Annotated in this window: 27 protein-coding genes; 18 read left to right on the top strand and 9 right to left on the bottom strand. The window is 56.1% G+C overall.

What is annotated here, in order from left to right:
• On the bottom strand, positions 1 to 669 hold a 669-nt coding region (locus RTY00_RS00605; protein WP_312663088.1), incomplete at its 3' end, for a CNNM domain-containing protein.
• A 453-nt stretch (positions 670 to 1,122) separates the two neighbouring features.
• Here RTY00_RS00605 and RTY00_RS00600 point away from each other — a divergent pair.
• The 3 genes from RTY00_RS00600 to RTY00_RS00590 are packed head-to-tail and all read left to right on the top strand — an operon-like array spanning position 1,123 to position 6,985.
• Complete coding sequence (locus tag RTY00_RS00600) at positions 1,123 to 2,862, top strand: autotransporter assembly complex family protein (protein ID WP_312663087.1); 1,740 nt, start codon at positions 1,123 to 1,125, stop codon at positions 2,860 to 2,862.
• Positions 2,859 to 6,629 (top strand): translocation/assembly module TamB domain-containing protein, encoded by a 3,771-nt coding sequence (locus RTY00_RS00595; protein WP_312663086.1) that lies wholly within the window; start codon positions 2,859 to 2,861, stop codon positions 6,627 to 6,629. Before RTY00_RS00600 ends, RTY00_RS00595 begins: the two co-directional genes overlap by 4 nt.
• Positions 6,630 to 6,631: 2 nt before the next feature.
• Complete coding sequence (locus tag RTY00_RS00590; protein ID WP_101762883.1) at positions 6,632 to 6,985, top strand: gamma-glutamylcyclotransferase; 354 nt, start codon at positions 6,632 to 6,634, stop codon at positions 6,983 to 6,985.
• A gap of 52 nt (positions 6,986 to 7,037) precedes the next feature.
• Here the strand turns inward: RTY00_RS00590 and ppa are convergent, their stop codons facing one another.
• From ppa to RTY00_RS00575, 3 genes are all read right to left on the bottom strand, one after another.
• A complete protein-coding gene (gene ppa, locus RTY00_RS00585) occupies positions 7,038 to 7,568 on the bottom strand; it encodes an inorganic diphosphatase (protein ID WP_007892166.1) in 531 nt (176 codons plus the stop codon).
• Positions 7,569 to 7,668: 100 nt separating this feature from the next.
• A complete protein-coding gene (locus tag RTY00_RS00580; RefSeq protein WP_008103576.1) occupies positions 7,669 to 8,118 on the bottom strand; it encodes a DUF441 domain-containing protein in 450 nt (149 codons plus the stop codon).
• A 70-nt stretch (positions 8,119 to 8,188) separates the two neighbouring features.
• Positions 8,189 to 8,602, bottom strand: a complete 414-nt coding sequence (locus RTY00_RS00575) for a lysozyme inhibitor LprI family protein (RefSeq protein ID WP_312663085.1) — start codon at positions 8,600 to 8,602, stop codon at positions 8,189 to 8,191.
• Positions 8,603 to 8,771: 169 nt separating this feature from the next.
• Here RTY00_RS00575 and RTY00_RS00570 point away from each other — a divergent pair, with 169 nt between their 5' ends.
• Positions 8,772 to 10,334, top strand: coding sequence for a methyl-accepting chemotaxis protein (locus tag RTY00_RS00570; protein WP_312663084.1), 1,563 nt, complete (start codon positions 8,772 to 8,774; stop codon positions 10,332 to 10,334).
• Positions 10,335 to 10,437: 103 nt separating this feature from the next.
• On the opposite strand, the gene RTY00_RS00565 is transcribed toward RTY00_RS00570, so the two are convergent.
• On the bottom strand, positions 10,438 to 10,710 hold the full coding sequence (locus tag RTY00_RS00565; RefSeq protein WP_008103569.1) for a helix-turn-helix domain-containing protein: 273 nt from the start codon (positions 10,708 to 10,710) through the stop codon (positions 10,438 to 10,440).
• 91 nt (positions 10,711 to 10,801) lie between these two features.
• Here RTY00_RS00565 and RTY00_RS00560 point away from each other — a divergent pair, with 91 nt between their 5' ends.
• Positions 10,802 to 11,080 (top strand): helix-turn-helix domain-containing protein, encoded by a 279-nt coding sequence (locus RTY00_RS00560; protein WP_256697567.1) that lies wholly within the window; start codon positions 10,802 to 10,804, stop codon positions 11,078 to 11,080.
• A 26-nt stretch (positions 11,081 to 11,106) separates the two neighbouring features.
• On the opposite strand, the gene fbp is transcribed toward RTY00_RS00560, so the two are convergent.
• Positions 11,107 to 12,114 carry a class 1 fructose-bisphosphatase gene (fbp, locus tag RTY00_RS00555; RefSeq protein WP_008103565.1) on the bottom strand — a complete coding sequence of 336 codons (1,008 nt, stop codon included), beginning with the start codon at positions 12,112 to 12,114 and terminating at the stop codon, positions 11,107 to 11,109.
• A 166-nt stretch (positions 12,115 to 12,280) separates the two neighbouring features.
• Here fbp and mpl point away from each other — a divergent pair, with 166 nt between their 5' ends.
• Positions 12,281 to 13,636, top strand: a complete 1,356-nt coding sequence (mpl, locus tag RTY00_RS00550) for a UDP-N-acetylmuramate:L-alanyl-gamma-D-glutamyl-meso-diaminopimelate ligase (RefSeq protein WP_008103563.1) — start codon at positions 12,281 to 12,283, stop codon at positions 13,634 to 13,636.
• Positions 13,637 to 13,722: 86 nt separating this feature from the next.
• Here mpl and yjgA read toward each other — a convergent pair whose 3' ends face one another.
• Positions 13,723 to 14,265 carry a ribosome biogenesis factor YjgA gene (yjgA, locus tag RTY00_RS00545; RefSeq protein ID WP_312663083.1) on the bottom strand — a complete coding sequence of 181 codons (543 nt, stop codon included), beginning with the start codon at positions 14,263 to 14,265 and terminating at the stop codon, positions 13,723 to 13,725.
• A 115-nt stretch (positions 14,266 to 14,380) separates the two neighbouring features.
• Between yjgA and pmbA the strand changes: the two genes are divergently transcribed.
• The 11 genes from pmbA (at position 14,381) to RTY00_RS00490 (ending at position 23,912) form a co-directional block, all read left to right on the top strand.
• Entirely contained in the window at positions 14,381 to 15,721 is a 1,341-nt protein-coding gene (gene pmbA, locus RTY00_RS00540; protein WP_008103558.1) for a metalloprotease PmbA, read from the top strand.
• Positions 15,722 to 15,792: 71 nt separating this feature from the next.
• Positions 15,793 to 16,179: a cytochrome b562 gene (gene cybC, locus RTY00_RS00535; protein WP_008103557.1), complete on the top strand. Its 387-nt coding sequence runs from the start codon at positions 15,793 to 15,795 to the stop codon at positions 16,177 to 16,179.
• Between the two features lie 253 nt (positions 16,180 to 16,432).
• Positions 16,433 to 16,771 (top strand): glycine dehydrogenase, encoded by a 339-nt coding sequence (locus RTY00_RS00530; RefSeq protein ID WP_008103555.1) that lies wholly within the window; start codon positions 16,433 to 16,435, stop codon positions 16,769 to 16,771.
• A gap of 17 nt (positions 16,772 to 16,788) precedes the next feature.
• A complete protein-coding gene (locus RTY00_RS00525) occupies positions 16,789 to 17,145 on the top strand; it encodes an SFCGS family glycine-rich protein (protein ID WP_008103553.1) in 357 nt (118 codons plus the stop codon).
• A gap of 2 nt (positions 17,146 to 17,147) precedes the next feature.
• Positions 17,148 to 17,444 (top strand): DUF4312 family protein, encoded by a 297-nt coding sequence (locus RTY00_RS00520; RefSeq protein WP_008103551.1) that lies wholly within the window; start codon positions 17,148 to 17,150, stop codon positions 17,442 to 17,444.
• 27 nt (positions 17,445 to 17,471) lie between these two features.
• The gene (locus RTY00_RS00515) at positions 17,472 to 18,248 is read left to right on the top strand and encodes a DUF4311 domain-containing protein (protein ID WP_007892190.1); all 777 of its coding nucleotides are present in this window, start codon (positions 17,472 to 17,474) and stop codon (positions 18,246 to 18,248) included.
• 12 nt (positions 18,249 to 18,260) lie between these two features.
• Entirely contained in the window at positions 18,261 to 18,908 is a 648-nt protein-coding gene (locus RTY00_RS00510) for a DUF4310 family protein (protein WP_008103548.1), read from the top strand.
• Between the two features lie 96 nt (positions 18,909 to 19,004).
• The gene (locus RTY00_RS00505; RefSeq protein WP_312663081.1) at positions 19,005 to 20,138 is read left to right on the top strand and encodes an amidohydrolase/deacetylase family metallohydrolase; all 1,134 of its coding nucleotides are present in this window, start codon (positions 19,005 to 19,007) and stop codon (positions 20,136 to 20,138) included.
• Positions 20,122 to 21,243: a DgaE family pyridoxal phosphate-dependent ammonia lyase gene (locus tag RTY00_RS00500; protein WP_312663080.1), complete on the top strand. Its 1,122-nt coding sequence runs from the start codon at positions 20,122 to 20,124 to the stop codon at positions 21,241 to 21,243. The genes RTY00_RS00505 and RTY00_RS00500 overlap by 17 nt, the downstream gene beginning before the upstream one ends.
• The gene (gene dagF / locus RTY00_RS00495; RefSeq protein ID WP_277967335.1) at positions 21,240 to 21,977 is read left to right on the top strand and encodes a 2-dehydro-3-deoxy-phosphogluconate aldolase; all 738 of its coding nucleotides are present in this window, start codon (positions 21,240 to 21,242) and stop codon (positions 21,975 to 21,977) included. Before RTY00_RS00500 ends, dagF begins: the two co-directional genes overlap by 4 nt.
• Before the next feature lie 24 nt (positions 21,978 to 22,001).
• A complete protein-coding gene (locus RTY00_RS00490; protein WP_179452061.1) occupies positions 22,002 to 23,912 on the top strand; it encodes a BglG family transcription antiterminator in 1,911 nt (636 codons plus the stop codon).
• 93 nt (positions 23,913 to 24,005) lie between these two features.
• Here the strand turns inward: RTY00_RS00490 and RTY00_RS00485 are convergent, their stop codons facing one another.
• The gene (locus RTY00_RS00485) at positions 24,006 to 24,905 is read right to left on the bottom strand and encodes a LysR family transcriptional regulator (protein WP_176970540.1); all 900 of its coding nucleotides are present in this window, start codon (positions 24,903 to 24,905) and stop codon (positions 24,006 to 24,008) included.
• Positions 24,906 to 25,034: 129 nt separating this feature from the next.
• Here RTY00_RS00485 and RTY00_RS00480 point away from each other — a divergent pair, with 129 nt between their 5' ends.
• Positions 25,035 to 25,736: a pirin family protein gene (locus tag RTY00_RS00480; RefSeq protein WP_312663078.1), complete on the top strand. Its 702-nt coding sequence runs from the start codon at positions 25,035 to 25,037 to the stop codon at positions 25,734 to 25,736.
• 54 nt (positions 25,737 to 25,790) lie between these two features.
• Here the strand turns inward: RTY00_RS00480 and dolP are convergent, their stop codons facing one another.
• Complete coding sequence (dolP, locus tag RTY00_RS00475; protein ID WP_008103536.1) at positions 25,791 to 26,363, bottom strand: division/outer membrane stress-associated lipid-binding lipoprotein; 573 nt, start codon at positions 26,361 to 26,363, stop codon at positions 25,791 to 25,793.
• Between the last annotated feature and the right edge of the window lie 22 nt (positions 26,364 to 26,385).

Genomic DNA, 26,385 nt, shown 5'->3' with positions numbered 1-26,385 from the left:
CACCACGTTCTCGCGCGAGGTCATCGATGACGGCACAGTACGCGATTCCAGCTCAAACACGTTCTCAATCAGCTCATGTTCCTGCTTACGCAACACACCCGCCAGCGCACCGGCTTCTACCACCGCATAAATATCGTCGGAAGTGATGTCGTCTTTACGCACCATCGGCAGTTTGAACAGGCGGAAGAAGACGTTCGCCAGGCCGTTGAACAGCCACACCAGCGGACGCAGCACCACTAAGCAGAAGCGCATCGGGTTGATGATGCGTAGCGCCACCGCTTCCGGGGCAATCATGCCGACGCGTTTTGGCGTCAGGTCAGCAAACAGAATGAACAGGCTGGTCACGATGGTGAAGGAGCAGATAAAGCTGAGCTGTTCAGCCAATTCGGGTGCCACAAAGCGGCTGAATAGGCTATTAAAGGCAGGCGAGAAAGCGGCATCGCCGACGATACCGCCGAGAATCGCCACGGCATTCAAGCCAATCTGCACCACGGTGAAGAACATGCCAGGTTGTTCCTGCATCTTCAGCACGCGCTGGGCATTGATGTTGCCTTCGTCAGCCAGCAGCTTCAGCTTGATCTTACGGGCGGCTGCCAGCGAGATCTCCGAAAGGGAAAAAAATGAACTGATGACTATCAGTAAAAGAATGACAAGCAAGCTATCGAGCATAAAAGATCCGTTGGGTTAATCACTTGTCATTTTTGGCCTGGGCAGCGCGGGAGTGGGCGTACGTCCGGTACTTGCCAGTCAAACAGGCTATCCGTGCCAAAAATGTCTGCGCCATATCGACAAGATAAGGTTAACGTCGGGGCAGAAAAAGGTGCAGGCGAGGCCTGCTGGTCGCTGATTATAGCAGCAGCGCTTATCATGCCGCTATAGGGGCATGATAAGCGCTCGGATTAATCCGAGTGAACAACCGTCTGCTGAAGAACAAGCTTGTGCTTGTTGTATCGTTTCCCCCATTTACCGACAATAGGTCACAATTTGGCTTAGTCGCTGGGTTTACGCCGATGGGCAGAAAAAAGAGCGGCTATGCTGATGGGTAAACGCGCGCTGGTGATACCCTTCCAGAGAATAAACGCCCCTGCGGAATAGGGGCCGGCATTATTAACAGGAGTACGTGTGCCACGATTTCATATTTATTGTTTGGCCAGCCTGTTGCTTGCTGCACCTGCCGTTGAGGCAGCCAAAGTGCGCTTGCAGCTGGACGGTCTTACCGGGGATTTACAGAAGAACGTCAGGGCACGCTTGTCCACTATCGGCACTGACGAGGTGTCGAACGACGGCCGTTTCCGCGCGCGTGTTGCAGAGGCGATCAAAGAAGGTCTGCGTGCGTTAGGTTATTACGAACCTGAGATCGATTTCGAATCGCGCCCGGCACCGCCACAAGGCGGTCGTCCGGTATTGATCGCGCACGTAAAGCCCGGCGAACCGGTCAAGATCGGCGGGAGCACCATCGTGATTGAAGGGGAAGCTCGCACCGACAAGGATTATCAAGCCTGGGTCAAACAGGGCACGCCGAAAGTCGGTGCGCAGCTCAATCACGGCGACTACGACAAATTTAAAAACGGCTTCTCCAGCCTGGCATTGCGTAATGGTTACTTCGACGGTGACTTTAAGCAAAGCCAGCTTGGCGTTTCGGTTGAACGGCGCGAAGCCTTCTGGGACATCAATTACGACAGCGGCCCGCGCTACCGTTTTGGTGATGTCGGTTTCCAGGGTTCGCAAATCGACGAAGCCTATCTGCAAAATCTGGTGCCATTCAAAAAGGGCGATCACTACAGCTCGCGCGATCTGGCGGAACTCAACCGTCGTTTATCGGCAACCGGCTGGTTCAACTCGGTGGTGGTCGCGCCTGAATTTGATAAAGGCCGTCAAACCAAAGTGCTGCCGCTGAATGCGGTGGTATCGCCACGCGTAGAAAACACCATTGAAACCGGCGTCGGTTACTCCACCGATGTCGGGCCGCGTATTAAAGGCACGTGGAAAAAACCGTGGATCAACAGCAGCGGCCACAGCCTGGCCGCCAGCGCCTACGTCTCCGCGCCGGAGCAGCAGCTCGATCTAACTTACAAAGTTCCGCTGCTGAAAAGTCCGCTCGAGCAGTATTACACCTTCTCTGGCGGCGTGAAGCGCACCGATCTTAACGACACCAAAGCTGATACAACCACGCTGGCGATGTCGCGTAACTGGGACAGCAGCAGCGGCTGGCAGAAGGCGATTAACCTGCGCTGGAGCCTCGATCACTTTACCCAAGCCAGCGTTACCAACACCACCATGCTGCTCTATCCGGGCGTCAGCCTGAACCGCACCCGTTCGCGCGGCGGTTTGATGCCGACGTGGGGCGATTCGCAGCGTTACTCGGTGGACGTGTCGGATACCACATGGGGTTCGGACGTTGATTTCGTCATCATGCAGGCGCAAAACGTCTGGATTCGCACGCTCGCCGATAAGCATCGCTTTGTGGCGCGCGGCAATGTTGGCTGGATCGAAACCAACGACTTCGACAAAGTGCCGCCGGATCTGCGCTTCTTCGCCGGTGGCGATCGCAGTATTCGCGGTTACAAATACAAAGACGTATCACCACGTGATGACAACGGCAAGCTGACCGGCGCCTCGAAAATGGCCACCGGCTCGCTTGAATATCAATACAACGTGACCGGCAAATGGTGGGGCGCGGTGTTCGTCGATTCCGGTGAAGCGGTCAACGACATCAAGCAGACCGACCTGAAAACCGGTGCCGGCTTCGGCGTGCGCTGGTCATCTCCGGTAGGGCCGATCAAGTTTGATATCGCGCGGCCGATTGGCGACGACAAGGAGCATGGATTGCAATTTTATGTAGGATTGGGGCCTGAACTATGAAGCTGTGGAAAAAGGTCCTGATTGGCATTGGTATTTTTCTGGTGCTGCTGTTGGGCAGCATTGCGTTTCTGGTAGGCACCACGCCGGGTTTGCATCTGCTGCTGAAAGGCGCCGATCGTTGGGTGCCAGGTTTGTCGATCAAACAGGTTGAAGGTGGCTGGCGCGACCTGACGCTAAGCGGCGTGAAGTATGAAATGCCGGGCGTCAGTGTGGATGCCGGACGTTTCCATCTGGCGCTGAATCTCAACTGCCTGCTGCATTCGTCAGTGTGTGTTAATGACATCGCGCTGCAGGATGTCAGCGTGGTGGTCGATAGCAAAAAAATGGCGCCGGCCAGCGCACCGCCGCCGGAAGAGCAGAGCGGCAGCACCAATCTCAGCACGCCGTATCCGATTACGCTCAGCAAAGTTGGCCTGCATAACATCAACGTTAAAGTTGATGACACGGCGATCTCCCTGCTCGATTTCACTACCGGTCTACAGTGGCAGGATCGCGCGCTGACGCTGACGCCAACCCATATCCAAAGCCTGCTGATTGCGCTGCCGAAAGCGGCCAAAGTGGTTGATGAGCAAGTGGTGCAGCCAAAAGTTCAGCAGCCGCAGCCGGATGAAAAGCCGCTGGGTGAAACGTTGCAGGCGATGTTTGCTAAGCCGCTGTTACCGGATATGCCGGACTTCCAGCTGCCGCTGGATATCACCGTGCAGGAACTGCTGGGTGAACAGCTGCGTATTACCGGCGATACCGACGTATCCATTACGCGTCTGTTGTTAAAAGCCAAAACCGCCGATCGTCATCTGCAGCTGGAAACCTTCGATGTCGATTCGCCGCAAGGCCAGGTGAACGCCAGCGGTGAAGCGACGTTGGCCGATAACTGGCCGGTGAATTTCGCGCTCAATGGCACGCTCAATCTCGACCCGATCAAGGGCGAGAAGATCAAAATGAACCTCGCGGGCGCGATGCGCGATGAGCTGAAACTCGGGCTGAATCTTTCCGGTCCGGTGCGTGCGCAGCTGGATGCGACCACGCAACTTGCGGTCGCCGGTTTGCCGCTGGCGCTGAAACTCACCAGCCCGCAGCTGCGCTGGCCGCTCACCGGCGCGGTGCAGTATCAGGCGGATAATCTCGATTATCAGTTCAAAGGCAAAGCCACCGATTACGTGATGTCGCTGCGCACCGCAGTGAAAGGCGAAGGCGTGCCGCCCGCCACCATTGCGCTGGACGGCAAAGGCACCGAGCAGCAGTTCAATCTGGATAAGCTGCGCGTGGCGGCGCTGCAAGGCAACATCGATCTGACGGCGCTGGTGGACTGGAGCAAAGCCATCAGCTGGCGCAGCGAATTGACGCTCTCCGGCATCAACACCGCCAAACAGTATCCTGAATGGCTAGCGAAGCTGGATGGCAAAATTGCCACGCGCGGCAGCCTGTACGGCGGAACATGGCAGCTCAGCGTGCCGCAGCTGGAGCTGAAAGGGAACGTTAAGCAGAACGCGGTGAGCGCCAAAGGTACGTTGAGCGGCAACAGCTACAATCAGTGGAAAGTGCCCGGCCTTAACATTGCGCTGGGCCGCAACCATCTGGATGTAAAGGGCGAGCTGGGCGACACGCTTAATCTCGATGCCAACATTGATGCGCCAAATCTGGATAACGCGCTGCCGGGTCTGGGCGGCGTCGCCAAAGGCACCATCAAAGCACGCGGCACGTTACAGGCGCCTCAGCTGCTGGCCGATCTCACCGCTACCGGTTTGCGCTGGCAGCAGCTGCAAATCCGTCGTGTGGCGTTACAGGGCGATGTGAAATCCAGCGATCAGATCGCCGGTAAGCTGCAACTGCGTGTGGAACAATTGCAGCAGGACGCGCTGAAAGTGAATCTGCTGACGCTGAACGCCGACGGCAACGAAAAGCAGCATCAACTGAAGCTCGACGTGCAGGGCGAACCGGTTTCCGGTCAGCTGGCGCTTAACGGCAGCTTTGATCGTAAAACCGAGCGCTGGCAGGGCAATCTCAACAACACGCGTTTCGACACGCCGGTGGGCGAATGGCGACTGACGCGGGCGATGGCGATTGATTACCTCAACAGCAAGCAAACCGCCACCATTGGACCGCACTGCTGGCAGAACCCGAACGCGCAGCTGTGCGTACCTGAACCGATTGAAGCCGGTGCCAGCGGACATGCGCATGTGGTGCTCAACCGCTTCGATCTGGCGATGATCAAACCGTTCCTCACCGATGCCACCAAACTGAACGGCGTGTTTAGCGGTGATGCGCGTGTTAACTGGACCGCCGACGGCGCGCTGCCAACCGGCACCGTCGCGCTGAAAGGCAGCGGCGTGAAAGTGGAGCAGGACGTGCAGGGCAACACCTTGCCGATCGCCTTCGATACGCTGAACCTGAATGCCGCGCTGCGTAACGGCCGCGCGCAGCTTGATTGGCTGATCCATATCGTCAATAACGGTCAGCTAAGCGGCAATGTGCAGATCGCCGATCCGGAGAATCGTCGTCAGCTGTCGGGCAACATCGGCATCAACAATATTTCGCTGGCGATGTTGAATCCGGCGCTGATGCAGGGCGAGAAAATCAAAGGCAATCTGAACAGCAATCTGCGCCTTGGCGGCACGCTGCAGCAGCCGCAGGTGTTTGGTCAGTTGGGGCTGAGCGATGTGGATGTCGATGGCAGCTTTATGCCGGTCGATCTCACCGCCGCCAATCTCAACATGGTGTTCAACGGCATGAGCTCAACGCTCAACGGCATGATTCAGACGGCGCAGGGCAATCTTAACCTGAGCGGTAACGCCGACTGGAGCCAGCTGGATAACTGGCGCGCGCGCGTGGCGGCGCAAGGCAGCCGTATCCGCGTCACCGTGCCGCCGATGGTGCGCATGGATGTCTCGCCAGACTTAGTGTTTGAAGCAACGCCAGCCGCGTTTAGCCTCGACGGCAGAGTGGATATTCCGTGGGCGCGCATTACCGTGCAGGAAGTGCCGGAAAGCGCCACCGGCGTCTCCTCTGATGAAGTGATGCTGGATCAAAATCTCAAACCGATTCAGCCGAAAACTGCCGCGATCCCGATCAACAGCAATCTGGTGATCCACGTCGGTAATGATGTGCGCCTTTCGGCGTTTGGTCTCAAAGCTAAACTGAATGGCGATCTCAAACTGGTGCAGGATAAAAATGGCCTTGGCTTAAACGGCCAGATCAATATCCCATCCGGTCGCTTCCATGCGTATGGTCAGGATCTGGTGGTGCGCAAAGGTGAGCTGCAGTTCGCTGGGCCGCCGGATCAGCCTTACGTCAATCTCGAGGCGATCCGTAATCCTGAGGCCACCGAAGACGATGTTACCGCCGGATTACGCGTAACCGGGCTGGCGGATGAGCCAAAAGTGGAAGTGTTCTCCGATCCGGCGATGTCGCAGCAGGAAGCGCTTTCTTACCTGTTACGCGGCCAGGGACTCAACAGCGATGGTGACAGCAACGCATTAACTTCAGCGCTTGTTGGATTGGGGGTTGCGCAAAGTGGTCAGGTTGTGGGTAAAATCGGCGAGACCTTCGGTGTCAGTAATCTCGCGGTTGATACCGCTGGCGTAGGTGATAGCCAGCAGGTGCAGGTGAGTGGTTACGTGTTACCGGGTCTACAAGTAAAATACGGTGTTGGCATATTTGATTCACTGGCGACCTTAACCTTGCGTTATCGCCTGATGCCCAAACTCTATTTAGAAGCCGTGTCGGGTCTCGATCAGGCACTGGATCTGCTCTATCAGTTTGAGTTTTAGCAATGCGAATAATTGTCTACGGCAGTTTACGGCGCAAACAGGGAAACAGTCATTGGATGACGAATGCGCAGTGGCTCGGCGACCATCAGATTGTGGGGTTTGATCTCTACAATCTGGGTCACTATCCGGGCGTGGTGGAAGGAGAAGGCAGCGTCTATTGCGAGGTGTATCGCATTGACGCCAGCACGCTCGGCGAACTTGATGCCTTGCGCACCAAAAATGGCGAATACAAACGCCAGCTTATTCAGACGCCTTACGGCAGTGCCTGGCTGTATGTCTATCAACGCTCAGTCGCGGGTCGCACGCATATCGCGAGCGGTGACTGGTTAAGGCGAGATGGCGAAACAGAGGCATAAATAAAAACACCGTCCAATGGACGGTGTTTTTTTATGCATGGCAGAAAGAGGCTTATTTCTTTTGCGCACGCTCGTAAGAGGCGATGATTTCAGCTTTGGCCGCTTCTGCGTTGTCCCAGCCGTCAACCTTCACCCATTTGCCTTTTTCCAGATCTTTGTAGTGCTCGAAGAAGTGGGTGATCTGCGCTTTCAGCAGTTCTGGCAGGTCGTTCACATCTTTGATGTGATCGTACTCTTTGCTCAGCTTGGTGTGCGGAACCGCAACCAGTTTGGCATCTTCGCCAGACTCGTCGGTCATTTTCAGCACGCCAACGGGACGGCAGCGGATCACTGAGCCCGGCACCAGCGGATATGGGGTTGGCACCAGCACGTCAACCGGATCACCATCCAGAGACAGCGTGTGGTTGATGTAACCGTAGTTGCACGGATAGAACATGGCGGTAGACATGAAACGGTCTACAAACAGGGCGCCAGACTCTTTGTCGACTTCATATTTGATCGGATCGGCATTAGCCGGGATCTCAATGACAACGTAGATATCTTCTGGCAACTCTTTACCTGCAGGCACCTGGTTCAAACTCATCTGGCTTTCCTTCATTAGTCATATGTTGAGTGACGGCTATTATAGCCAACTGACTCTGAAAGTATGCCCCCTTTTTGGCGTTTCGGAATGCTCCAAGGCGCTACTTCGCGGTGACAAACAGCGAGACGATCCCCGCAGCAATCAGTGGTCCGACCGGCACACCACGGAAGAAGGCCACGCCAATCACCGTACCAATCAACAGCCCACCAATCACCGACGGCTGCACGCTCATAAAGTTCACACCGCGTCCGCCGAGCCAGGCAACAAAAACGCCCACCACAATCGCGATAATCGATTGCCAGTTGGCGAACGATTTCAACAGCGAAGAAGCCGGCAGCGTGCCGCTGGCCAGCGGCGCCATCACCGCAACGGTGAGAATGATGATGCCAATCTGAATGCCCTGTTTTTCCACATAGGGAAAGAATTGCGACAGCGGAGTGAGCTTAATCGCCAGCAGGATCAGAATCGAGATGGTAACGGCGCTGTTATGAACGAAATAGCTGAGGACGGCGAGGCAAACAAGAATGATGGTGGAGGCATAAGCAGCCATGGTTTCTCCCTGCAGATGAATGGGCGCGCTGGCCGATGCCAGCGCTAAGCGTATTAAACGCTTACATTAATCAACAATCGTCGGGGTTGGCGCAACTGCCTTTGTTAATTGATTGCAACATCAGCGCCTGATTGCGCACCAGACTCACGCCCTGCGCACCGACCGATAGCGCGGCCATCGTGCCCTGGCTGCTAACAAAATAGCTGCGGCTGGCATCCAGCCAGCTGTCGCGATAAGTCAGCCACGCGCGCTGGGCACTGCGCAATTTGTCTTTAGGCGCGCCGGTTAATTTTTTCATCGCTTGGGTGTACTGCGCGTTCATCTCTTTATCCCAGGCTTTATTGGCCGTGCCGTAGCATTGAGACATACCGGCGGTGCTGGATTCCTCTTTCAGACACTGATCGAGCTGCTGATCGATAGGGTTTTGTTGCGCTGCAGCAAAACCACTGACCAACAAACACGCCATCGGGAGCCATTTTTTCATCGTTTCATTCCTTAAATTTTGATGGGGCAGACTTCAGTAAAAGTGAAGTCTGGGTGATCGTCAGCCAATTGACCATCAACAATGGATAAAGTTTCCGCGATCAACTGCCGATAATCTTTCCGTTTTAGGGCCAGCGGATTTCTGCCTTTTCTTGCAAACGGGGATAATCATGTTCAAACAGCTATCAATTCGTACTGCATTACTCACGCTTTTGGCTTTTATGACGCTGCTGCTGCTGGCAGTCAGCGCGATGGGCATCTCGGCCATCAACGCAGGCAATCAATCACTGGATGCGCTCAACCGCATACAGGGGATTGAGCTCAATGCCTTGTATCAAAGTCGTTCTGAACTGATGCGCGCTCGCGCCAACGCTGCATTGGCGGTGCGTAAAATTGAAATTGGTTTACTGGATGACGGCGATGTTGTCACCAAACAAACCCAGGCGGCAGTAGAAAGTTCTCATAAGTATTTGCAGGCCTTTGTGGACGCCGGAACGGTCACCGCTCACGGCAAAACGCTGGCTGACGCCGTCGTCGCGACCTATAACGCGTACGAGAAAGAGGGCATCACGCCGATGATTGATGCCCTGAAAAAGCAGTACACCGACGAATATTATCAGGTGCTGGAGGGCAAACAGTCGGCGCTGGCGGCCAGTTACTCGAAAGCGGTGAATGACTTCAGTGTCTACGCCAATGAAGTCTCGGCGGCGCGCCTGGCGCAGGCCGCGCATGATGAGCTGCAGCTGAAGATTCTGATTGGCGTTTCCGTGGCGCTGACCTTGCTGTTGATTGCGCTGGCCTGGCAACTGCTGCGTCGTCTGCTGCTGCGTCCACTCGACGGCGCAATTCTGCATCTGGAGCAAATTGCGGCGGGCGATTTATCCCAGCCGCTGCCCGCCGCCGGAAAGAATGAGTTAGGTCGTCTCAATCAGGCGCTGGCGAATATGCAGCTGGCGCTCAGCAGTTCGGTCAGTCAGGTACGTGAAGCCAGCTTGCAGATTGATGTGGGCAGCCGCGAGTTAGCGGCAGGTACCGTGCATCTTTCCCAGCGTACCGAAGAGTCAGCCGCCTCGCTGGAGCAAACCGCCGCCAGCATGGAGCAACTCACCGCCACCGTGCGTCTCAATGCCAGTAACGCCAAAGAGGCCAATCAGCTCGCCAGCAATGTCTCCGACAGCGCCGATCGTGGTGCCGAAGTGGTTGGCTACGTGATGGAGAAGATGCAGGAGATCACTCAAAGCTCCAATCGCATCGGCGACATTCTCAGCGTGATTGATGGCATTGCTTTCCAGACCAACATTCTGGCGCTGAACGCCGCGGTCGAAGCCGCGCGTGCCGGTGAACAAGGGCGCGGCTTCGCCGTGGTCGCCAATGAAGTACGCACGCTGGCCGGTCGCAGCGCTACCGCCGCTAAAGAGATCCGCGAGCTGATCGCGGAATCGCAGACGCGAGTGCAAGAGGGCAGCGACATGGCGACGCGCGCGGGTGAAACCATGGATGAGATCTCCAGCGAAGTGATGCGCGTCACCACGTTGATGAAAGAGATCTCCATCGCTTCGGAAGAGCAGAGTCGCGGTATCGAACAGGTGAATCAGGCGGTAACGCAGATGGATGAAGCCGCACAACAGAACGCCGCGTTGGTCGAAGAGGCCAGCGCCGCCACCCAATCGCTGGAAGCGCAGTCGCAGCAGTTGCAGGATTCGATGGCGCAATTCCGCGTGTCTGCGGCGTAATAAAGTTAATAGGCGTGAAATAAGTTGGGTCGCTATAAATAGCGACCCAATAATCAATTTATCGCAGCGCGTATTTAGACGTAGCGAATCATTAAGACGGAATTTAATTACTTTTATGCGTGCGAATGATTTCGGCTAGCGCATCATCTTCCGCGTAAAAATAAGCTGCGGGTATTTCTAATACGTCCGCCAATCGCTGCGCTGTATCCAAATCAACCTGATGAATTCCATTCTCGTAACGATTAATTCGCGTGCTGGCAACAAACTCATCGATCCCCGCCGCAATCCCCAATCCTTTTTGAGACAAACCTTTAGCCAGACGCGCTTGTTTCAAGCGTCTTTGGAAGGTTAGCTGGAGAGAGGAGGTCGATTTCATGGCTACGAGAATCGTAGATTTACTGCTTGTCAGATACTACGAGTAACGTAGTATCGTAAATAGAACAGATAAGCGGACTAAGGAGAGTTACGTGAATAATGCAAAACAAGACTGGCATCCTGCCGATATTATTGCTGCTCTGCGAAAGAAAGGAACTTCAATGGCGGCGGTGTCGCGGCAATCTGGATTATGTTCAACCACGCTCGCCAATGCATTAGTGCGGCCGTGGCCAAAAGGGGAATTATTAATTGCCGATGCGATTGGTATTTCGCCCGCAGAAATTTGGCCGAGTCGTTATTATGCGGAAGATGGCGCGTTAATTGATCGCCAGGCCAAAATCAGAAATATGAAAACAAAAAGCCCGCACTAAGGCGGGCTTGGTACAGCGGGAAAAAATTACGCTGAATGGTCGTCCGGATATTCACGGATGAAGCGTTCAACGTCGCCCACCATCGCGTCGTTGCCGCAGAAGAACGGGCAGCGCTGATGCAGCGTTTCTGGCTGGATGTCGAGGATGCGATTAGCACCATCGCTGGCTTTACCGCCCGCTTGCTCCGCCAGGAAGGCCATTGGGTTGCATTCGTACAGCAGACGCAACTTGCCTTTTGGATGGCTGGCAGTGCTTGGGTAAAGGTAGATGCCGCCTTTCAGCAGGTTACGATGGAAATCGGCCACCAGTGAACCAATGTAGCGCGAGGTATACGGGCGCTTTGTGGCGATATCTTCTTCCTGACAGAACTTCAGGTATTTCTTCACGCCCTGCGGGAAGCGAATATAGTTACCTTCGTTGATTGAGTAGGTGTAACCCTTCTCCGGGAAGGTCATGCGTTCGTGGCTCAGACAGAACACGCCGAGCGACGGATCGTAAGTAAACGCATGCACGCCCACGCCGGTGGTGTAAACCATCATGGTGGAAGAACCGTAAACCACGTAACCCGCCGCAACCTGCTTGTTGCCCGGCTGCATGAAGTCGGCTTCGGTGATTGGCGTGCCCGGCTCGCTGATGCGATGGTAGATAGAGAAAATGGTGCCGACGGAAACGTTAACGTCGATGTTTGAAGAACCGTCCAGCGGATCCATTAATACAACATATTTGCCATTCTCGGAGCCTTCAAAGATGACGAACTCGTCTTCTTCTTCCGACGCGATACCGGCCACCACGCCGCGCGCTTTCAGGGCGGCTTTCAGCTTTTCGTTGGCAAACAGATCGAGTTTCATCTGCTGCTCACCCTGCACGTTTTCCACGCCGCTGGCACCCAGAATATCCACCAGACCCGCTTTGTTGATGTCGCGGTGGATAATTTTAGCGCCAAGCTTAATGGAAGAAATCAGCGCCGTCAGTTCACCTGTGGCGTGTGGAAAGTCGTGTTGCTTCTCGACGATGAATTCGCCTAACGTTTTCATAACACATTCCCTGCATCTACGATGGAGTGGCAGCAGCTGTAACAAGCTACCAACGTATGAGCGCAGTTTAGCCGATTGAACTTTAAAAACCATAGTCCTAATCCGTTTCTTCCCTCTCAACTCGGCGTTACACTGTGCGCCGAACTTTTGAGTAATGGATCTCTTTATGCGTATTCACATCCTCGGGATTTGTGGCACTTTCATGGGCGGACTGGCGATGCTGGCACGCTCGCTGGGACATGAAGTTACCGGCTCAGACGCCAATGTCTATCCGCCGATGAGCACGTTGCTGGAACAGCAAGGCATTGAATTGACAGAAGGTTACGATGCCAGTCAGCTCGATCCGCAACCGGATCTGGTGATCATTGGTAACGCGATGACGCGCGGCAATCCTTGTGTGGAAGCGGTACTGGAACGCAACATTCCTTACCTCTCTGGCCCGCAATGGCTGCACGATTTCGTACTGCGCGATCGTTGGGTGCTGGCGGTGGCGGGAACCCACGGCAAAACCACCACAGCCGGCATGGCAGCGTGGATTCTCGAGGCCTGCGGCCTGGAACCGGGCTTTATCATCGGTGGTGTGCCAGGAAACTTCGAGGTTTCGGCAAAATTAGGAAAAAGTCCATTCTTCGTCATCGAAGCGGATGAGTACGACAGCGCGTTCTTCGACAAGCGTTCCAAGTTTGTGCATTACTGCCCGCGCACGCTGATCCTCAACAACCTCGAATTCGATCACGCGGATATCTTTGACGATCTGCGCGCCATCCAGAAGCAGTTCCATCACTTAATCCGCATCGTGCCGGGCCAGGGCAAGATCCTGCTGCCGGAGCATGACAACAACATCAAGCAAGTGATGGCGATGGGCTGCTGGAGCGAGCAGGAAAGCGTGGGCGATAACGGTCACTGGCAGGCGAAAAAGCTGACGCCGGACTCGTCACATTGGGAGATCTGGCTCGACGGCGAGAAAGTCGGCGAAGTGAACTGGGCGCTGGTGGGCGAGCACAACATGCACAATGGCCTGATGGCGATTGCAGCGGCGCGTCATGTTGGAGTGAAACCGGTGGATGCGGGTGAAGCGCTGAGCAGTTTCATTAATGCCCGTCGTCGTCTCGAATTGCGTGGTGAAGTGAACGCCATCAAGGTGTACGACGATTTTGCTCACCATCCGACTGCGATTCTCGCCACGCTGGCGGCGCTGCGCAGCAAAGTGGGCGGCACGGCACGCATTCTGGCGGTGCTTGAGCCGCGTTCAAATACCATGAAGATGGGTGTGAGCAAGAACGAGTTAGCGCCATCGCTGGGTCGCGCAGACGAAGTGTTCCTGTTCCAGCCGCACCATATTCCGTGGCAGGTTTCCGATGTCGCTGAGGCGTGCATTCAGCCAGCGCAGTGGAGCGCGGATATCGATACGCTGGTGGAAATGGTGGCGAAGAAAGCCCAGCCAGGCGATTCGATTCTGGTGATGAGTAACGGCGGGTTTGGTGGTATTCACCAGAAACTGCTGGAGCGGTTAGGGCGGTGATGGTGCGGTGGCCATAAATGGCCACCCTACAACAGGACATCGTAGGGTCGGCATTCATGCCGACCTTTTTCATGTCCGCAGAAAGCTTAAGCTTCTGCCAGCTCGCGCAGATACTGGAAAATCTGGCGGGCGGATTTTGGTGGCTTGTTGGTGGCTTTCTCTTTCTGCGCGTTGCGGATCATGCTGCGCAGCTGCTGACGATCGGCGTGCGGATAGAGGTTAAACACCTCAGCGACCGCGTCATCACCTTGCTCGATCAAACGATCGCGCAAAATCTCCAGCTTATGGAACAGCGCAACCTGCTGGTTATGACGGTTCTTCAGCTTATCCAGCGCCTGGCGAATCGGATCTTCATCGCGGGCACGCAGCATCTTACCGATCAGCTGCAGCTGACGGCGGCGGCCTTCTTTCTTGATGCGCTGCGCCAGTTCAATCGCGTCGCGCAGTTGTTCGTCGAGTGGAATCTTGTCGAGGGAGTTTTTCCCCAGATCAACTAACTCGGCGCCAAGGCGTTTCAGCTCTTCGGCATCGCGTTTAATTTCGCTTTTGCTGACCCAGATAATCTCTTCGTCTTCTTCGTCATTATTATCCGGCACATCGTCGAGCCAGTCATCGGGCTGCTTGGTCATCTCTTGGCTCCCAAAAAAAAGAGGCTAATCCTACCAGTTTATCGGGCGACTGCGAAATTGTTCTCTGAGTCTGATAGACTCAAACAATTCATACTTAAGATTAGACGGCAGGTCGATGAACGTATCTACTCAGGTTGCAGAACAACGTAAAGTGTTGGAACAGGCTGTCGCGCAGGCGTTGGAACTGGCAAAAGCCAGCACCGATGGTGCTGAAGTGGCGGTCACGAAAACCACCGGCATCGGCGTCAGTACCCGCTATGGCGAAGTGGAAAACGTCGAATTCAACAGCGATGGTGCGCTCGGCATCACCGTCTACCATCAAAACCGTAAAGGCAGCGCCTCCTCAACCGATCTCAGCCCGGATGCGATCAAACGCACCGTGCAGGCGGCGATTGATATCGCGCGCTACACCTCGGTGGATCCGTTCGGCGCACCGGCTGATCCCGAATTGCTGGCGTTTGAAGCGCCGGATCTTGATCTCTATCATCCGTGGGAGATCGATGCCGATCGCGCTATCGAACTGGCCGCTCAGGCGGAACAGGCTTCATTACAAGCTGACAAGCGCATCACCAATACCGAAGGCGGCAGCTTCAACAGCCACGTTGGCATCAAAGTGTTCGGCAACAGCCACGGCATGTTGCAGAGCTACTGCTCAAGCCGCCATTCGCTCTCCAGCTGTGTGATTGCAGAGCAGGACGGCAACATGGAGCGCGATTACGCGTACACCATTGGCCGCTCTTTTGACGATCTGAAAAGCGCCGATTGGGTCGGTGCCGAGTGCGCCCGCCGCGTGCTGGCACGTCTGGCGCCGCGCAAGCTCTCAACCATGAAAGCGCCGGTGATCTTCGCGCCGGAAGTGGCGACCGGTTTGTTTGGTCATCTGGTCGGCATGATCAGCGGCAGCAGCGTCTACCGCAAATCGACCTTCCTGCTCGATTCGCTCGGTAAGCAGATTCTGCCGGAGTGGCTGACCATTGAAGAGCATCCACATCTGCTGAAAGGCCTCGCGTCCACGCCGTTCGACAGCGAAGGCGTGCGCACCCAATCGCGTGACATCATTAAAGATGGCGTGCTGCAGAACTGGCTGTTAACCAGCTATTCGGCGCGCAAGCTGGGCTTGCAGAGCACCGGCCACGCAGGCGGCATCCACAACTGGCGTATTGCTGGTCAGGGCCACAGCTTTGACGACATGCTGAAGCAGATGGGCACCGGTTTAGTGGTGACCGAAATGATGGGCTCCAGCATCAACGGCATGACCGGCGACTATTCACGCGGTGCATCCGGTTTCTGGGTGGAAAACGGTGAGATTCAATATCCTGTGAGCGAGATCACAATCGCTGGCAACCTCAAGGATATGTGGCTCAATATGGTAACCGTCGGTAACGACATTGAAACCCGCAGCAATATACAATGCGGTTCGGTGCTGCTGCCGGAGATGAAAATCGCCGGACAATAAGAGTCATCGCTTTCTGAAAGCAGCCCGCAAGGCTGCTTTTTTTTGGCCCGACAATAATAAGGATAAAATTTATGCGTAAGCATGTGATTGCAATGTTGTCTCTCTCGCTGTTGTTCTCCTCGGCTAGCGTGTTTGCGGCCGATTTAGAAAAAGATATGGATGCGCTTAAAGATGGTCTGAGCGTGGTGAAGAAAACCTCCGACGCGCAGGAAATGCATACCGCGCTGGGCAAAATGCGCCAGGCGGCGACGGATGCTAAGCAATCCACGCCGGAAAAACTGGAAGGTCAGGCGGCCGATAGCGCGCAGATCAAGGATTATCACGCCGGTCTGGATTCACTGATTGCTCAGATCGATGTGGTCGATCAGCTGGCACAAGCCAACAAGCTGGACGAAGCCAAAGCCGAAGCGAAGAAACTGGAAGATATTCGCAACGCCAACCATAAGAAATTCCGCTGATAAACCGGCCAGCCCTGCGGCTGGCCTTATTCTTTCTTGCCTTCTCACCGCTTTAATCCACGTAAATCCATCATTTCTCGCATTTTGTGACCTGTTTCGCACACTTCGTGCGTCCTGAGATCTGGCGCACACTCGCCCGTGGGATTTCCACTTTGAGGTGGAAAAGATGCGTCTCAACAGCCTGCAGCGGAAAGCGTAATTTCTTTTCAACGCGAATTATCTGTAATTGTCCGCTGTAAACAGGAGTAACAAGGTGAGGAGTGAAGCTGTCCCGCTGAAACAGAGCACGCCGGAAGCGATTCAGGCGCTGGCGGATAAGGTGTTAAGCCAAATTGCAGCGATCTACGCCGCGCATCACATCGAAGCCAACGCCGTGCAGCAGCAGATGCTGGCTTCGCATGTCCGGGCGATGGCATCGCGCTCCCTGACGGGAGAAGCGCTGCCGGAAGTAGAAGCTGAGCTGTTTGAAGATATCTCGCCGGAAACCATGGCGCTGGCGCAGCAGGTGGTTGATCTGTTTGGCAATCTGCCCAAAGAGGAAGCCTGGCTGTTATCCGTACATATCGAAGTTGCACGTGCAAACGAAGCTTAAATTTTAAGGAATTCAACATGGTAACTGTAGTGATTGGCGATCGTCTGGGTAAAGGTCAGAAAGTAGCCGCGGGCATCGAGAAAGCCGGTGGTCGTGCGGTGGTGGTGCCGGGCGTGGCAGCCGACATGAAGCTGGGCGATGTAATGAAAGCGGAAAACGCTGACTTCGGCATCTCCTTCTGCGGCAGCGGCGGCGCCGGTGCGATTACCGCGCAGAACAAATATGGCTACAAAGCCAAACACGGCATGCGTTCGATTGACGAAGGCGTTACCGCCATCAATGAAGGTGCCACCGTGCTGGGCTTCGGCTTTATGGATAAAGAAGAGCTGGGTGAGCGTCTGGTGCAGGCCTGGACTAAAAAACACGGCAGCTAAGTATGAAACAGCAATACGAGACGCAGGTAACGGTGCAGGGCAAAGGCGACAGTAAAGCAAAAGCCTTTGCCGATGCGCTGAGCAAGGTGCAGCAGCAAGTGCTGCGCACCAGCCAAAAGATTCTGTTGCGCATTGAACCCATGGATGTGCGGGTGCTGCGCGCGCAGGAGAGCGTGCGCAAGGAAAAATTCTTGTTCTTCTTCCTCGCGCGTGAGCGACGGAATTACAGCGTTGAGCTGGAAATTACCGTTAGCGTCACTGTGATCGACACCGACAAGGTGGACTTCATAGCGACTTAATAAAAACGACAACAAGGGTACGACGACATGTTTTTAATCATTTTGTTTAAGTCGTTAATCATTGGCGGATTGGTTGGCGTCGGGGTAGGAGCGGGCGCAGCGCGCATGTTCCACGCACCGACCACGCAAGGTATGGGCGCATTCCGTACCTTGGGTGAACTCAATTCCTGTGAAGGCGATCCAGCATCGCACTTCTCCTTTGGTCTCGGCTTCTTCTTTAACGCCTGGGCATCATCCGTTGCAGCGGGTTCTTTCACGCAGGACGTCGATCACCGCATTTTGCCTAACTGGGGCGCGGCGGCATTGATGGTGAAAAACCGCAACGTGGCGGAAACGCTGCACAATCCGAAACGCATGGCGATTGCCTGCGGCATCATCGGCATGATTGTGGTGGCCTTCCTTAATAGCACCGCATCTGCCGTTCCGGCGGCCTTGCAGGTCACCGCAGTGAAAGTGCTGGTGCCGGCGGCTAACCTGCTGGTGAATACCGTGATGCCAGTGATCTTCTGGCTGGCAGCGATTGATGCCGGTAAGAAATCTGGCTTCTGGGCCACCATCTTCGGCGGCCTGGCGCAGCTGATCATGGGCAACGCCGTACCGGGTTTGGTGCTGGGTATCCTGATCGGTAAAGGTGTGGAAGAGAGCGGCTGGAACAAAGTCACCAAAGTGATGATGTTCGCCATCGTGCTGCTGTTTGCTTTGAGCGGCTTCTTCCGCGGTTTCGACATGAAACTGCTGCAATCCTTCCAGCTGGGTATTCCAGGCTGGCTGGATATGATCCACAACAGCGTCAGCGGCAAATAAGGAGCCATCAGCATGAACGAAACCGAAAACAAAGGGTTCTGGTACGCCGACTGGTCTTTCCCGATTTTTGTTGGCCTGCTCTCGTCCGGCGTGTTTGCCGGTACGCACATGTATTACCTGTACGGCATTGGTGCTTTTAACGAAGTGGCGTTTGTCTCGATGCTGCGTTCCGGTATGGAAACCGGCGTGTACGGCGCGGTGGCGGCATTCGGTGCCAGCTTCCTGTTCGCGCGCATCATCGAAGGTTCGCTGGTGGGGATTCTCGATATCGGCGGCGCGATCCAGACCGGCGTTGGCCTTGGCGTTCCGGCGCTGCTGCTCGGTGCGGGCATCGTGTTCCCGGTCGCCAACTTCGCCGCTTCACTGGCCACCGGTTTGGTGGTGGGTTTAGCGATTGGTTATCTGATCATCCTGGCGCGTAAGTTCACCATCAATCAGAGCGACTCAACCTACGGCGCCGACGTGATGATGGGCGCGGGTAACGCATCGGGCCGTTTCCTTGGGCCGTTGATTATCTTGTCGGCGATGGCTGCGTCGATTCCGATTGGTCTCGGTTCGCTGGTGGGTGCGCTGCTGTTTTACCTGTGGAATAAGCCGATCACCGGCGGCGCGATTTTGGGCGCGATGGTGTTGGGTGCGATGTTCCCAATCTCTCTCTGATGCTGGACGGTCGCCATGAATGGCGACCCTACGGCGGGTTGGAGCGATTTTCGTATGGTGCGCATTTATGCGCACCTTAATGAGTAAGGAGTAAGCATGTTTGATCTGATTCTGCGCCGCGCACGTCTGTGCGACGAACAGCTGGTGGATATTGCCATCCAGCACGGCAAAATTGCCGCCGTCGGCGAGGTAAGCGGCCCGGCACAGCAGGAGCGCGATCTCGCGGGACGTTACTATGTCAGCGCTGGCTGGATTGACAGCCACGTGCACTGTTATCCCAAATCCCCGATTTATCACGACGAAGCCGACACCATTGGCATGGCGCAAGGCGTCACCACGGTGGTGGATGCCGGCAGCACCGGCGCTGATGACATCGACGACTTTTATCAGCTCACGCGTTCGGCCACCACTGAAGTACGCGCGCTGATCAACATCTCGCGCACCGGCATTGTGACGCAAAACGAGCTGGCCGATATGGCGCAGATCGACGGTGATGCAGTGGTGCAGGCGGTGAAACGCCGCCCGGACTTTATCGTCGGCCTGAAAGCGCGCATGAGCAGTAGCGTGGTGGGCGAAAACGGCATTCAGCCGCTGGTGCGCGCCAAGGCGATTCAGCAGGCGGCCGGCAATTTGCCGCTGATGGTGCACATCGGCAACAACCCGCCGGTGCTGGAAGAGATTGCCGACCTGCTGACCGCCGGCGACATCATTACGCACTGCTTTAACGGCAAGCCGAACCGTATTTTGTCGCCGCAGGGCGAGCTGAAAGCGGCGGTGAAAAATGCCATCGCGCGCGGCGTGAAGCTGGATATCGGCCACGGCGGCGCCAGCTTCAGTTTTGAGGTGGCACGTCAGGCGATCGCGCAGGGCATTCTGCCCGACACCATCAGCTCCGACATTTACTGTCGCAACCGCATCAACGGCCCGGTGCATAGCCTGGCGCACGTGATGTCGAAATTCTTTAGCATTGGCATGACGCTGCCGCAAATCGTCGAGTGCGTCACCGCTAATGCCGCTGCTGGTCTGCGTCTGGCGGGCAAAGGGCGCTTAACCGCCGGTTATGACGCCGACCTGACCATTTTTACCGTCAAAGAGGAAGCCCGCCCGTTCGTTGATGCTGAAGGCGAACAGGTTTTGGGTCAGCAACACATTTTGCCGCAGGCCGTGGTTATCGCCGGTCACTGGCATCTGACTGATGAAGGGAAAGCGAATCATGTCTTCGATTTATGAAAAATATGACCTGAAGCAGGTCATCAACGCTTCGGGCCGCATGACCATTCTCGGCGTTTCCACGCCGTCTGCGGATGTGGTGGATACCGTCAGCTATGGTCTGAATCACTACTTCGAGATGAAAGATCTGGTCAATAAGACTGGCGCTTACATCGCCAAACTGCTGGATGTAGAAAACGCGGTAGTGGTGTCGTGCGCCTCGGCGGGCATTGCGCAGAGCGTGGCGGCGGTGATTGTGAAAGATAACGACTGGCTGCTGGAGAACCTGCACGCCGCGCCGATCAACGTGCCGCACGATATCGTGGTGCCAAAAGGGCACAACGTGAACTTCGGCGCGCCGGTGGGCAGCATGGTGGCGCTGGGTGGCGGTCGTTTGATTGAAGCCGGTTACAGCAACGAATGTTCGCCAGAGCAGCTAGCGGCGGCGATCACGCCGACCACGGCGGCGCTGCTGTATATCAAATCGCATCACTGCGTGCAGAAAAGCCATCTTAGCGTGGAGCAGGCGGCAGTTGTGGCGCGCAAACACGGTATTCCATTGATTGTCGATGCGGCAGCAGAAGAAGATTTGCAGTGCTACTACCAAATGGGCGCGGATCTGGTGATTTACAGCGGTGCCAAGGCGATTGAAGGGCCGACCAGCGGTTTAGTGATTGGTCGTACGCAATACGTTGAGTGGGTGAAACGTCAGAGCAACGGCATTGGCCGCGCGATGAAAGTCGGCAAAGAGGGCATTCTTGGTCTGACGCAGGCGATTGAAAACTATCTGGTGCAGCCAAAAACCACCGGCGCTGAGATGGTCGCCAACATGACGCCTTTCATCGATAACCTCAACACGCTAAACGGCGTCAGCGCGCGAGTGGTGTGGGATGCAGCGGGACGCGATATTGCGCGTGCCGAAATCAAGTTTGATGAAGCGATCACCGGCTGGCCGACCGGCGAACTGGTGCAGGCGCTGAAAACCGGCGATATCGCCATCTATTTCCGTGGCTACAAAGCCAACGAAGGCATTATCGAAGCCGATGTGCGCAGCGTTAGCGCCGATCAGCTGCACATCATCTTTAGCGCTATTCAGGCGTTGATTAGCGGAGGAAAACGCGCATGAGTCTGAACCCGAATTTCTATCAGGATCGCCTGTGCCTCAACGTGCTGGCCGGTTCAAAGCAGAACGCCAAAGAGATCTGGCAGGCGGCTGAAGGTCATGTGCTGGTGGGCGTGTTGTCAAAAAACTACGCCAGCAACGAAGAAGCCATTGCCGACATGCGCGAGTATGCGGCGCTGATCGACAATGCCCTGTCGGTGGGTTTGGGCGCGGGCGATCCGAATCAATCGGCGATGGTGAGTGAGATCTCGGCGGTGCTGCAACCGCAGCACGTCAATCAGGTCTTCACCGGCGTGGCGACCAGCCGTGCGCTGCTCGGCCAGAACCAAACCGTGGTGAATGGTTTGATTTCGCCCACCGGCACGCCGGGCAGGGTGAAAATCTCTACCGGACCGCGCAGCTCAAAGAACGCCGACGCGATTGTGCCGATCGACAGCGCCATCGCTATGTTGCAGGACATGGGCGGCAGCTCGGTGAAATACTTCCCGATGGGCGGCCTGAAAGCGGTGAATGAGTACCGTGCGGTGGCGGAAGCCTGCGCGCGTCACGACTTTTGGCTGGAGCCAACCGGCGGCATCGATCTCAATAACTTTGAAGAGATTGTACGTATTGCGCTCGACGCGGGCGTGAGCAAAGTGATCCCGCACGTCTACAGTTCGATTATCGATAGCGCAAGCGGCGACACGCGCATTGACGATGTGCGTCAGCTTCTGGCAACGTGCAAGAAACTGCTGTAACAAATGAGTAACAGGTGAGGCTCCGTGAGATTTCCCAATCAGCGTCTGACTCAGCTTTTCGCTGCGCTGCAAAATGAAACGCTGCCGCAGGATGAGCTGGCACGCCGCTTTTCCGTTTCAACGCGCACGGTGCGCACCGATATCACCGCGCTGAACGCGCTGCTGGAACAGCACGGCGCACAGTTTGTGCTGGCGCGCGGCGCGGGATATCAACTCAAAATTGACGATGCGGCGCGCTTTGGCCGCTTACAGCAAGAGAGCGCCACGCCGCTGCGCGTGCCGCGTACCTCGCAGGAGCGCGTGCGTTATCTGCTGACGCGTTTTCTGACGGCGGCGTATTCAATCAAGCTGGAAGATCTGTCGGAAGAGTGGTTTGTCAGCCGCGCCACGCTGCAAAGCGATATGGCGGAAGTGCGCGAATGGCTGGGCCGCTATCACCTTAATATCGAAACCAAACCACATTACGGCATGAAGCTGTTTGGCAGCGAGGCGGCGATCCGCACCTGCTTAACCGACTTGCTGTGGCAGATCGACCAGGAAACGCCGGACAGCCCGCTGCTGACGGTGGAAGCGCTGCACAGCGGCATTCTGGCGCAGCTTGAACCTTTGCTGCAACAGTGCTTTGCCCAGCATGCCATTCGCCTCAGCGATGAGGGCGATCGCTATCTGCAAATCTACTGCGCGGTGGCGGTACGACGCATCAGCGAAGGCTTCCCGCTCAATGATCCTGGTGCGGAAGATGTCGGCGATGAAGTGCGCGAGGCGGCGCACGACCTGATCAACCTGATGCGTCCGCTGGTCGGCAAACCGATTTCACAGGCGGAAGAGAACTGGCTGCGGGTCAACATCGCTGCGCGTCAGATTCAGGCGCTGGCACCCAGCACCATTAACGCCGACGACGCCGATGCGCTGGTCGATTATCTGCTGAATTACATCAACACCCATTACAACTATCGGCTGCAGCACGACGAGCAGCTGCGCGCCGATCTGCTCACCCATATCAAAACCATGATCACGCGGGTGCGCTATCAGATTCACATCCCCAATCCGCTGCTGAGCAACATCAAGCAGCACTATCCAATGGCCTACGATGTGACGCTGGCGGCGGTCACCAGCTGGGGCAAATACACGCCTTACACCATCAGTGAGAACGAGATCGGTTTTCTGGTGCTGCACATCGGCGTCGGGCTGGAGAGGCATTACGACGTTGGCTATCAACGCCATCCGCAGGTGCTGCTGGTGTGCGACAGCGGCAACTCGACGCTGCGCATGATTGAGGCGCTGCTGCTGCGCAAATACCCGCAGCTGGTGGTGACGGCGCGGCTGTCGCAGCGTGACTATGAACTGCGCGAGCATATTGATGAAGACTTTGTCATCTCCACCGCGCGGCTCTCTGAAAAGAACAAGCCGATTGCGGTGATGTCGCCATTCCCAACCGAGTTCCAGTTGGAGCAACTCGGCAAGCTGGTGCTGGTGGATCGCACGCGCCCTTACATGCTGGAGAAGTACTTCGACGCGCAGCACTTTATGGTGCTGGATAAGCCGATGGCGCAGTCGGATCTGTTCCGCCTGCTGTGCGATCAGCTGGAGAGCGAAGGTTTTGTCGATGCTGATTTTTATCCGTCGGTCGAGGAGCGCGAAGCGATTGTCAGCACCATGCTCGGCGAAGGCATCGCGCTGCCGCATTCACTCGGATTGCTGGCGCAGAAAACCGTGGTCTACACGGTGCTGGCACCGCACGGCGTAAGCTGGGGCGAGGAAACCGCGTCGGTGATTTTCCTGCTGGCGATCAGTAAGAGTGAATACGAAGAGGCGATGGCGATTTACGATCTATTCGTCACCTTCCTGCGCGAAAGAGCGATGACGCGGCTGCGCGATTGCGCGGATTTTGTCAGTTTTAAAGCGGTGGCGATAGATTGTTTGAGCCGGTTGTGATCGGTGCGGTTTGCAAGGAGGTCACCATAAATGGCGACCCTACAAAACGCGCAATCCGTAGGGTCGCCATTCATGGCGACCTGCTCAATCAGATTACCCGCGCTTCGCCAGCAACCTCGGAATCTCACGCAAACACCAGGCTTTGGCTTCGCCCATGCTGTCTCGGCGCCACGCCATAATAATATCCACTTCGCGCGTATACTCGGCGCTCACCACGCGTAAACGACCTTCGGCGATATCCTGCTCCACCATCGGATAGGGCATCGTCGCCACACCCAAACCGGCCAGCAGCGCGCGGCGTTTATCATCCATGCTGCTTACCGTCAGGCGCTGCTGCTTATCCAGCAACTGCACCGTCAGCACCGGACGCTCGCGCGCGGTATCCGCTACCGCGATGCCGCGATACTTCACGCGTGTCACTTCTGACAGCGGCTCAGCTTCCTGATGAATTGGATGATCCGGGCTGGCAACGTAGACGCTCATAATGCTGTACAACTTGCGGGTGTTGATTTCGGTTGAAGCGCGGAAGTGCATATCGGGCGCAATCACGATATCGGCGCGTCCCTGTTCCAGCCGCTCCCAGGCACCGGCTAACACTTCCGTGATCAGCGAAATCTGCGTATTGGCTTTTTCTGACAGCTTCTCAACCAGCGGGAATAAACGCTCGGAAGGCACCAGCGCCTCGGCAACAATGGTGAGATGCGTTTCCCAACCGCGCGCTAGCGCTTCGGCATCGGTGGTGAGTTTATCGGCGGCTTCCAGCAGCACGCGGCCACGTTCCAGCAGCATACGGCCCACGTTGGTGAACTTGGTGCGGTGGCCGGAGCGGTCAAATAGCACCACATCCAACTCCTCTTCCAGCTTCTGCATGGTGTAACTCAGCGCGGAAGGGACGCGACCCAGTTCATCGGCCGCGGCGGCAAAGCTGCCACGACGGTCAATAGCATCCATCACACGTAAAGCTTCAAGGGTTAACGCGCGGTCTTTTGCCATGCCGATTCTCTGTCAGTAAATTTGAACATGCCAGGCAGATTAACTGGCTTACAATCCGGCGTCCAGACTTTTACCATGATCCTATCAAGCCTGCGGTCGAATCTCACCGCAGCGCGTCGGAGGATTATCATGATGACAACCCGCTGCGCGTCCGCATGTGGCCAGGCCGATTTCGGTTGGTTGCAGGCGCGCTACAGCTTCTCATTTGGCCACTATTTCGATCCAAAATTAATGGGCTACGCGTCACTGCGCGTGCTCAACCAGGAAATTCTGGCACCGGGCGCCGCCTTCCAGCCGCGCGGCTATCCGCAGGTCGATGTGCTCAATCTGGTGCTGCAAGGTGAAGCCGAGTATCGCGACAGCGAAGGCAATCATCTGGTGGCGCGTGAAGGCGAGGCGATGCTGCTCTCTGCGCGTCAGGGCGTGAATTATAGCGAAATCAACATCAGCAAAGATCGCCCGTTAACCCGCATGCAACTGTGGCTGGCCGCCTGTCCTGAACGCGAAAACCCGCTGTTGCAGAAGCGCGATTTGCCGCAGCAAACCAGCGTACTGATTGCCTCGCCCGATGGCGCGCAGGGCAGCCTGCAGCTGCGCCAGCAGGTTTGGGTGCATCAGGTGACGTTAGCGCCGGGCGAGCAGTACACGGTGAAATTGCACGGGCCGCGCGCTTATCTGCAATCGATCCATGGTTCTTTGGATGTGCAGGCCAGCAGCGCCAATCAACAGCCGCTGAGCTGCGGCGACGGCGCGTTCCTCAGCGATGAGAATCAGATTAGCCTGCAGGCCAGAACGCCGCTGCGCGCGCTGGTGATTGACCTTCCCGCCTAACCCTCACGCACAAAAAAGGGCGACCGAAGTCGCCCTGATACTTTGGGGTGACGCTTACTTGAGAATGGTGAAGGCCGTAGTCACGTGTTTCACACCGCTCACACGGCTGGCAACATCGGCCGCCGCTTTCGCTTCTTCTGCAGTGACCAGACCCAACAGGAACACTTCTCCGTTTTCGGTGGTCACTTTGACGTTCGAGGATTTCACCTGATCGCTGCCCAGCAGCTGCGAGCGGATTTTGGTGGTGATCCAGGTATCCGATGACGAGGTGCCGAGGCTGACTTTCTGTCCGCTACGGATTTCGTTATACACCTCGGTGGCACCGTCAACGCCCATGGCGATCTGTTTGGCACGGCTTGCCAGATCTGGGGTTGGCGACTGGCCAGTCAGCAGCACTTTGCCCTGATAGGCGGTGACCACTACGCGCGCCTGGTTTTTGATTTGTTCATCTTTTGCCAGTGCGTTTGAAACGCGCAGCTCCAGCGTACCGTCATCGACCTGCGTGCCCACGGTGCGCGGGTCAGTGGCGGTTTTGGTGGCGACGGCAGCGCCGCCTGCAACCACGGCAACACAGCCTTGCAGCAGCATGGCGGTTAAGAGAATGGCGACAGCGTTCAATGCTTTCATTTGAGCTCCTTCAGTCATTCCT

It is taken from the genome of Pantoea sp. CTOTU49201, from assembly GCF_032054795.1.
GTDB lineage: Bacteria > Pseudomonadota > Gammaproteobacteria > Enterobacterales > Enterobacteriaceae > Pantoea > Pantoea symbiotica.
Note: the sequence above shows the minus strand (reverse complement) of the source record. Positions and strands in the feature narration are given on the sequence as shown.

Coding starts and splice junctions, on each gene's coding strand:
- yjgA (WP_312663083.1), bottom strand. CDS start 14,265: ATGACCAAGCAGCCCGATGACTGGCTCGACGATGTGCCGGATAATAAT.
- RTY00_RS00525 (WP_008103553.1), top strand. CDS start 16,789: ATGGTAACTGTAGTGATTGGCGATCGTCTGGGTAAAGGTCAGAAAGTA.
- RTY00_RS00515 (WP_007892190.1), top strand. CDS start 17,472: ATGTTTTTAATCATTTTGTTTAAGTCGTTAATCATTGGCGGATTGGTT.
- RTY00_RS00520 (WP_008103551.1), top strand. CDS start 17,148: ATGAAACAGCAATACGAGACGCAGGTAACGGTGCAGGGCAAAGGCGAC.
- pmbA (WP_008103558.1), top strand. CDS start 14,381: ATGAACGTATCTACTCAGGTTGCAGAACAACGTAAAGTGTTGGAACAG.
- fbp (WP_008103565.1), bottom strand. CDS start 12,114: ATGAAAACGTTAGGCGAATTCATCGTCGAGAAGCAACACGACTTTCCA.
- RTY00_RS00505 (WP_312663081.1), top strand. CDS start 19,005: ATGTTTGATCTGATTCTGCGCCGCGCACGTCTGTGCGACGAACAGCTG.
- RTY00_RS00485 (WP_176970540.1), bottom strand. CDS start 24,905: ATGGCAAAAGACCGCGCGTTAACCCTTGAAGCTTTACGTGTGATGGAT.
- mpl (WP_008103563.1), top strand. CDS start 12,281: ATGCGTATTCACATCCTCGGGATTTGTGGCACTTTCATGGGCGGACTG.
- RTY00_RS00565 (WP_008103569.1), bottom strand. CDS start 10,710: ATGAAATCGACCTCCTCTCTCCAGCTAACCTTCCAAAGACGCTTGAAA.
- RTY00_RS00575 (WP_312663085.1), bottom strand. CDS start 8,602: ATGAAAAAATGGCTCCCGATGGCGTGTTTGTTGGTCAGTGGTTTTGCT.
- RTY00_RS00590 (WP_101762883.1), top strand. CDS start 6,632: ATGCGAATAATTGTCTACGGCAGTTTACGGCGCAAACAGGGAAACAGT.
- dolP (WP_008103536.1), bottom strand. CDS start 26,363: ATGAAAGCATTGAACGCTGTCGCCATTCTCTTAACCGCCATGCTGCTG.
- RTY00_RS00510 (WP_008103548.1), top strand. CDS start 18,261: ATGAACGAAACCGAAAACAAAGGGTTCTGGTACGCCGACTGGTCTTTC.
- ppa (WP_007892166.1), bottom strand. CDS start 7,568: ATGAGTTTGAACCAGGTGCCTGCAGGTAAAGAGTTGCCAGAAGATATC.
- cybC (WP_008103557.1), top strand. CDS start 15,793: ATGCGTAAGCATGTGATTGCAATGTTGTCTCTCTCGCTGTTGTTCTCC.
- RTY00_RS00480 (WP_312663078.1), top strand. CDS start 25,035: ATGATGACAACCCGCTGCGCGTCCGCATGTGGCCAGGCCGATTTCGGT.
- RTY00_RS00570 (WP_312663084.1), top strand. CDS start 8,772: ATGTTCAAACAGCTATCAATTCGTACTGCATTACTCACGCTTTTGGCT.
- RTY00_RS00500 (WP_312663080.1), top strand. CDS start 20,122: ATGTCTTCGATTTATGAAAAATATGACCTGAAGCAGGTCATCAACGCT.
- dagF (WP_277967335.1), top strand. CDS start 21,240: ATGAGTCTGAACCCGAATTTCTATCAGGATCGCCTGTGCCTCAACGTG.
- RTY00_RS00595 (WP_312663086.1), top strand. CDS start 2,859: ATGAAGCTGTGGAAAAAGGTCCTGATTGGCATTGGTATTTTTCTGGTG.
- RTY00_RS00580 (WP_008103576.1), bottom strand. CDS start 8,118: ATGGCTGCTTATGCCTCCACCATCATTCTTGTTTGCCTCGCCGTCCTC.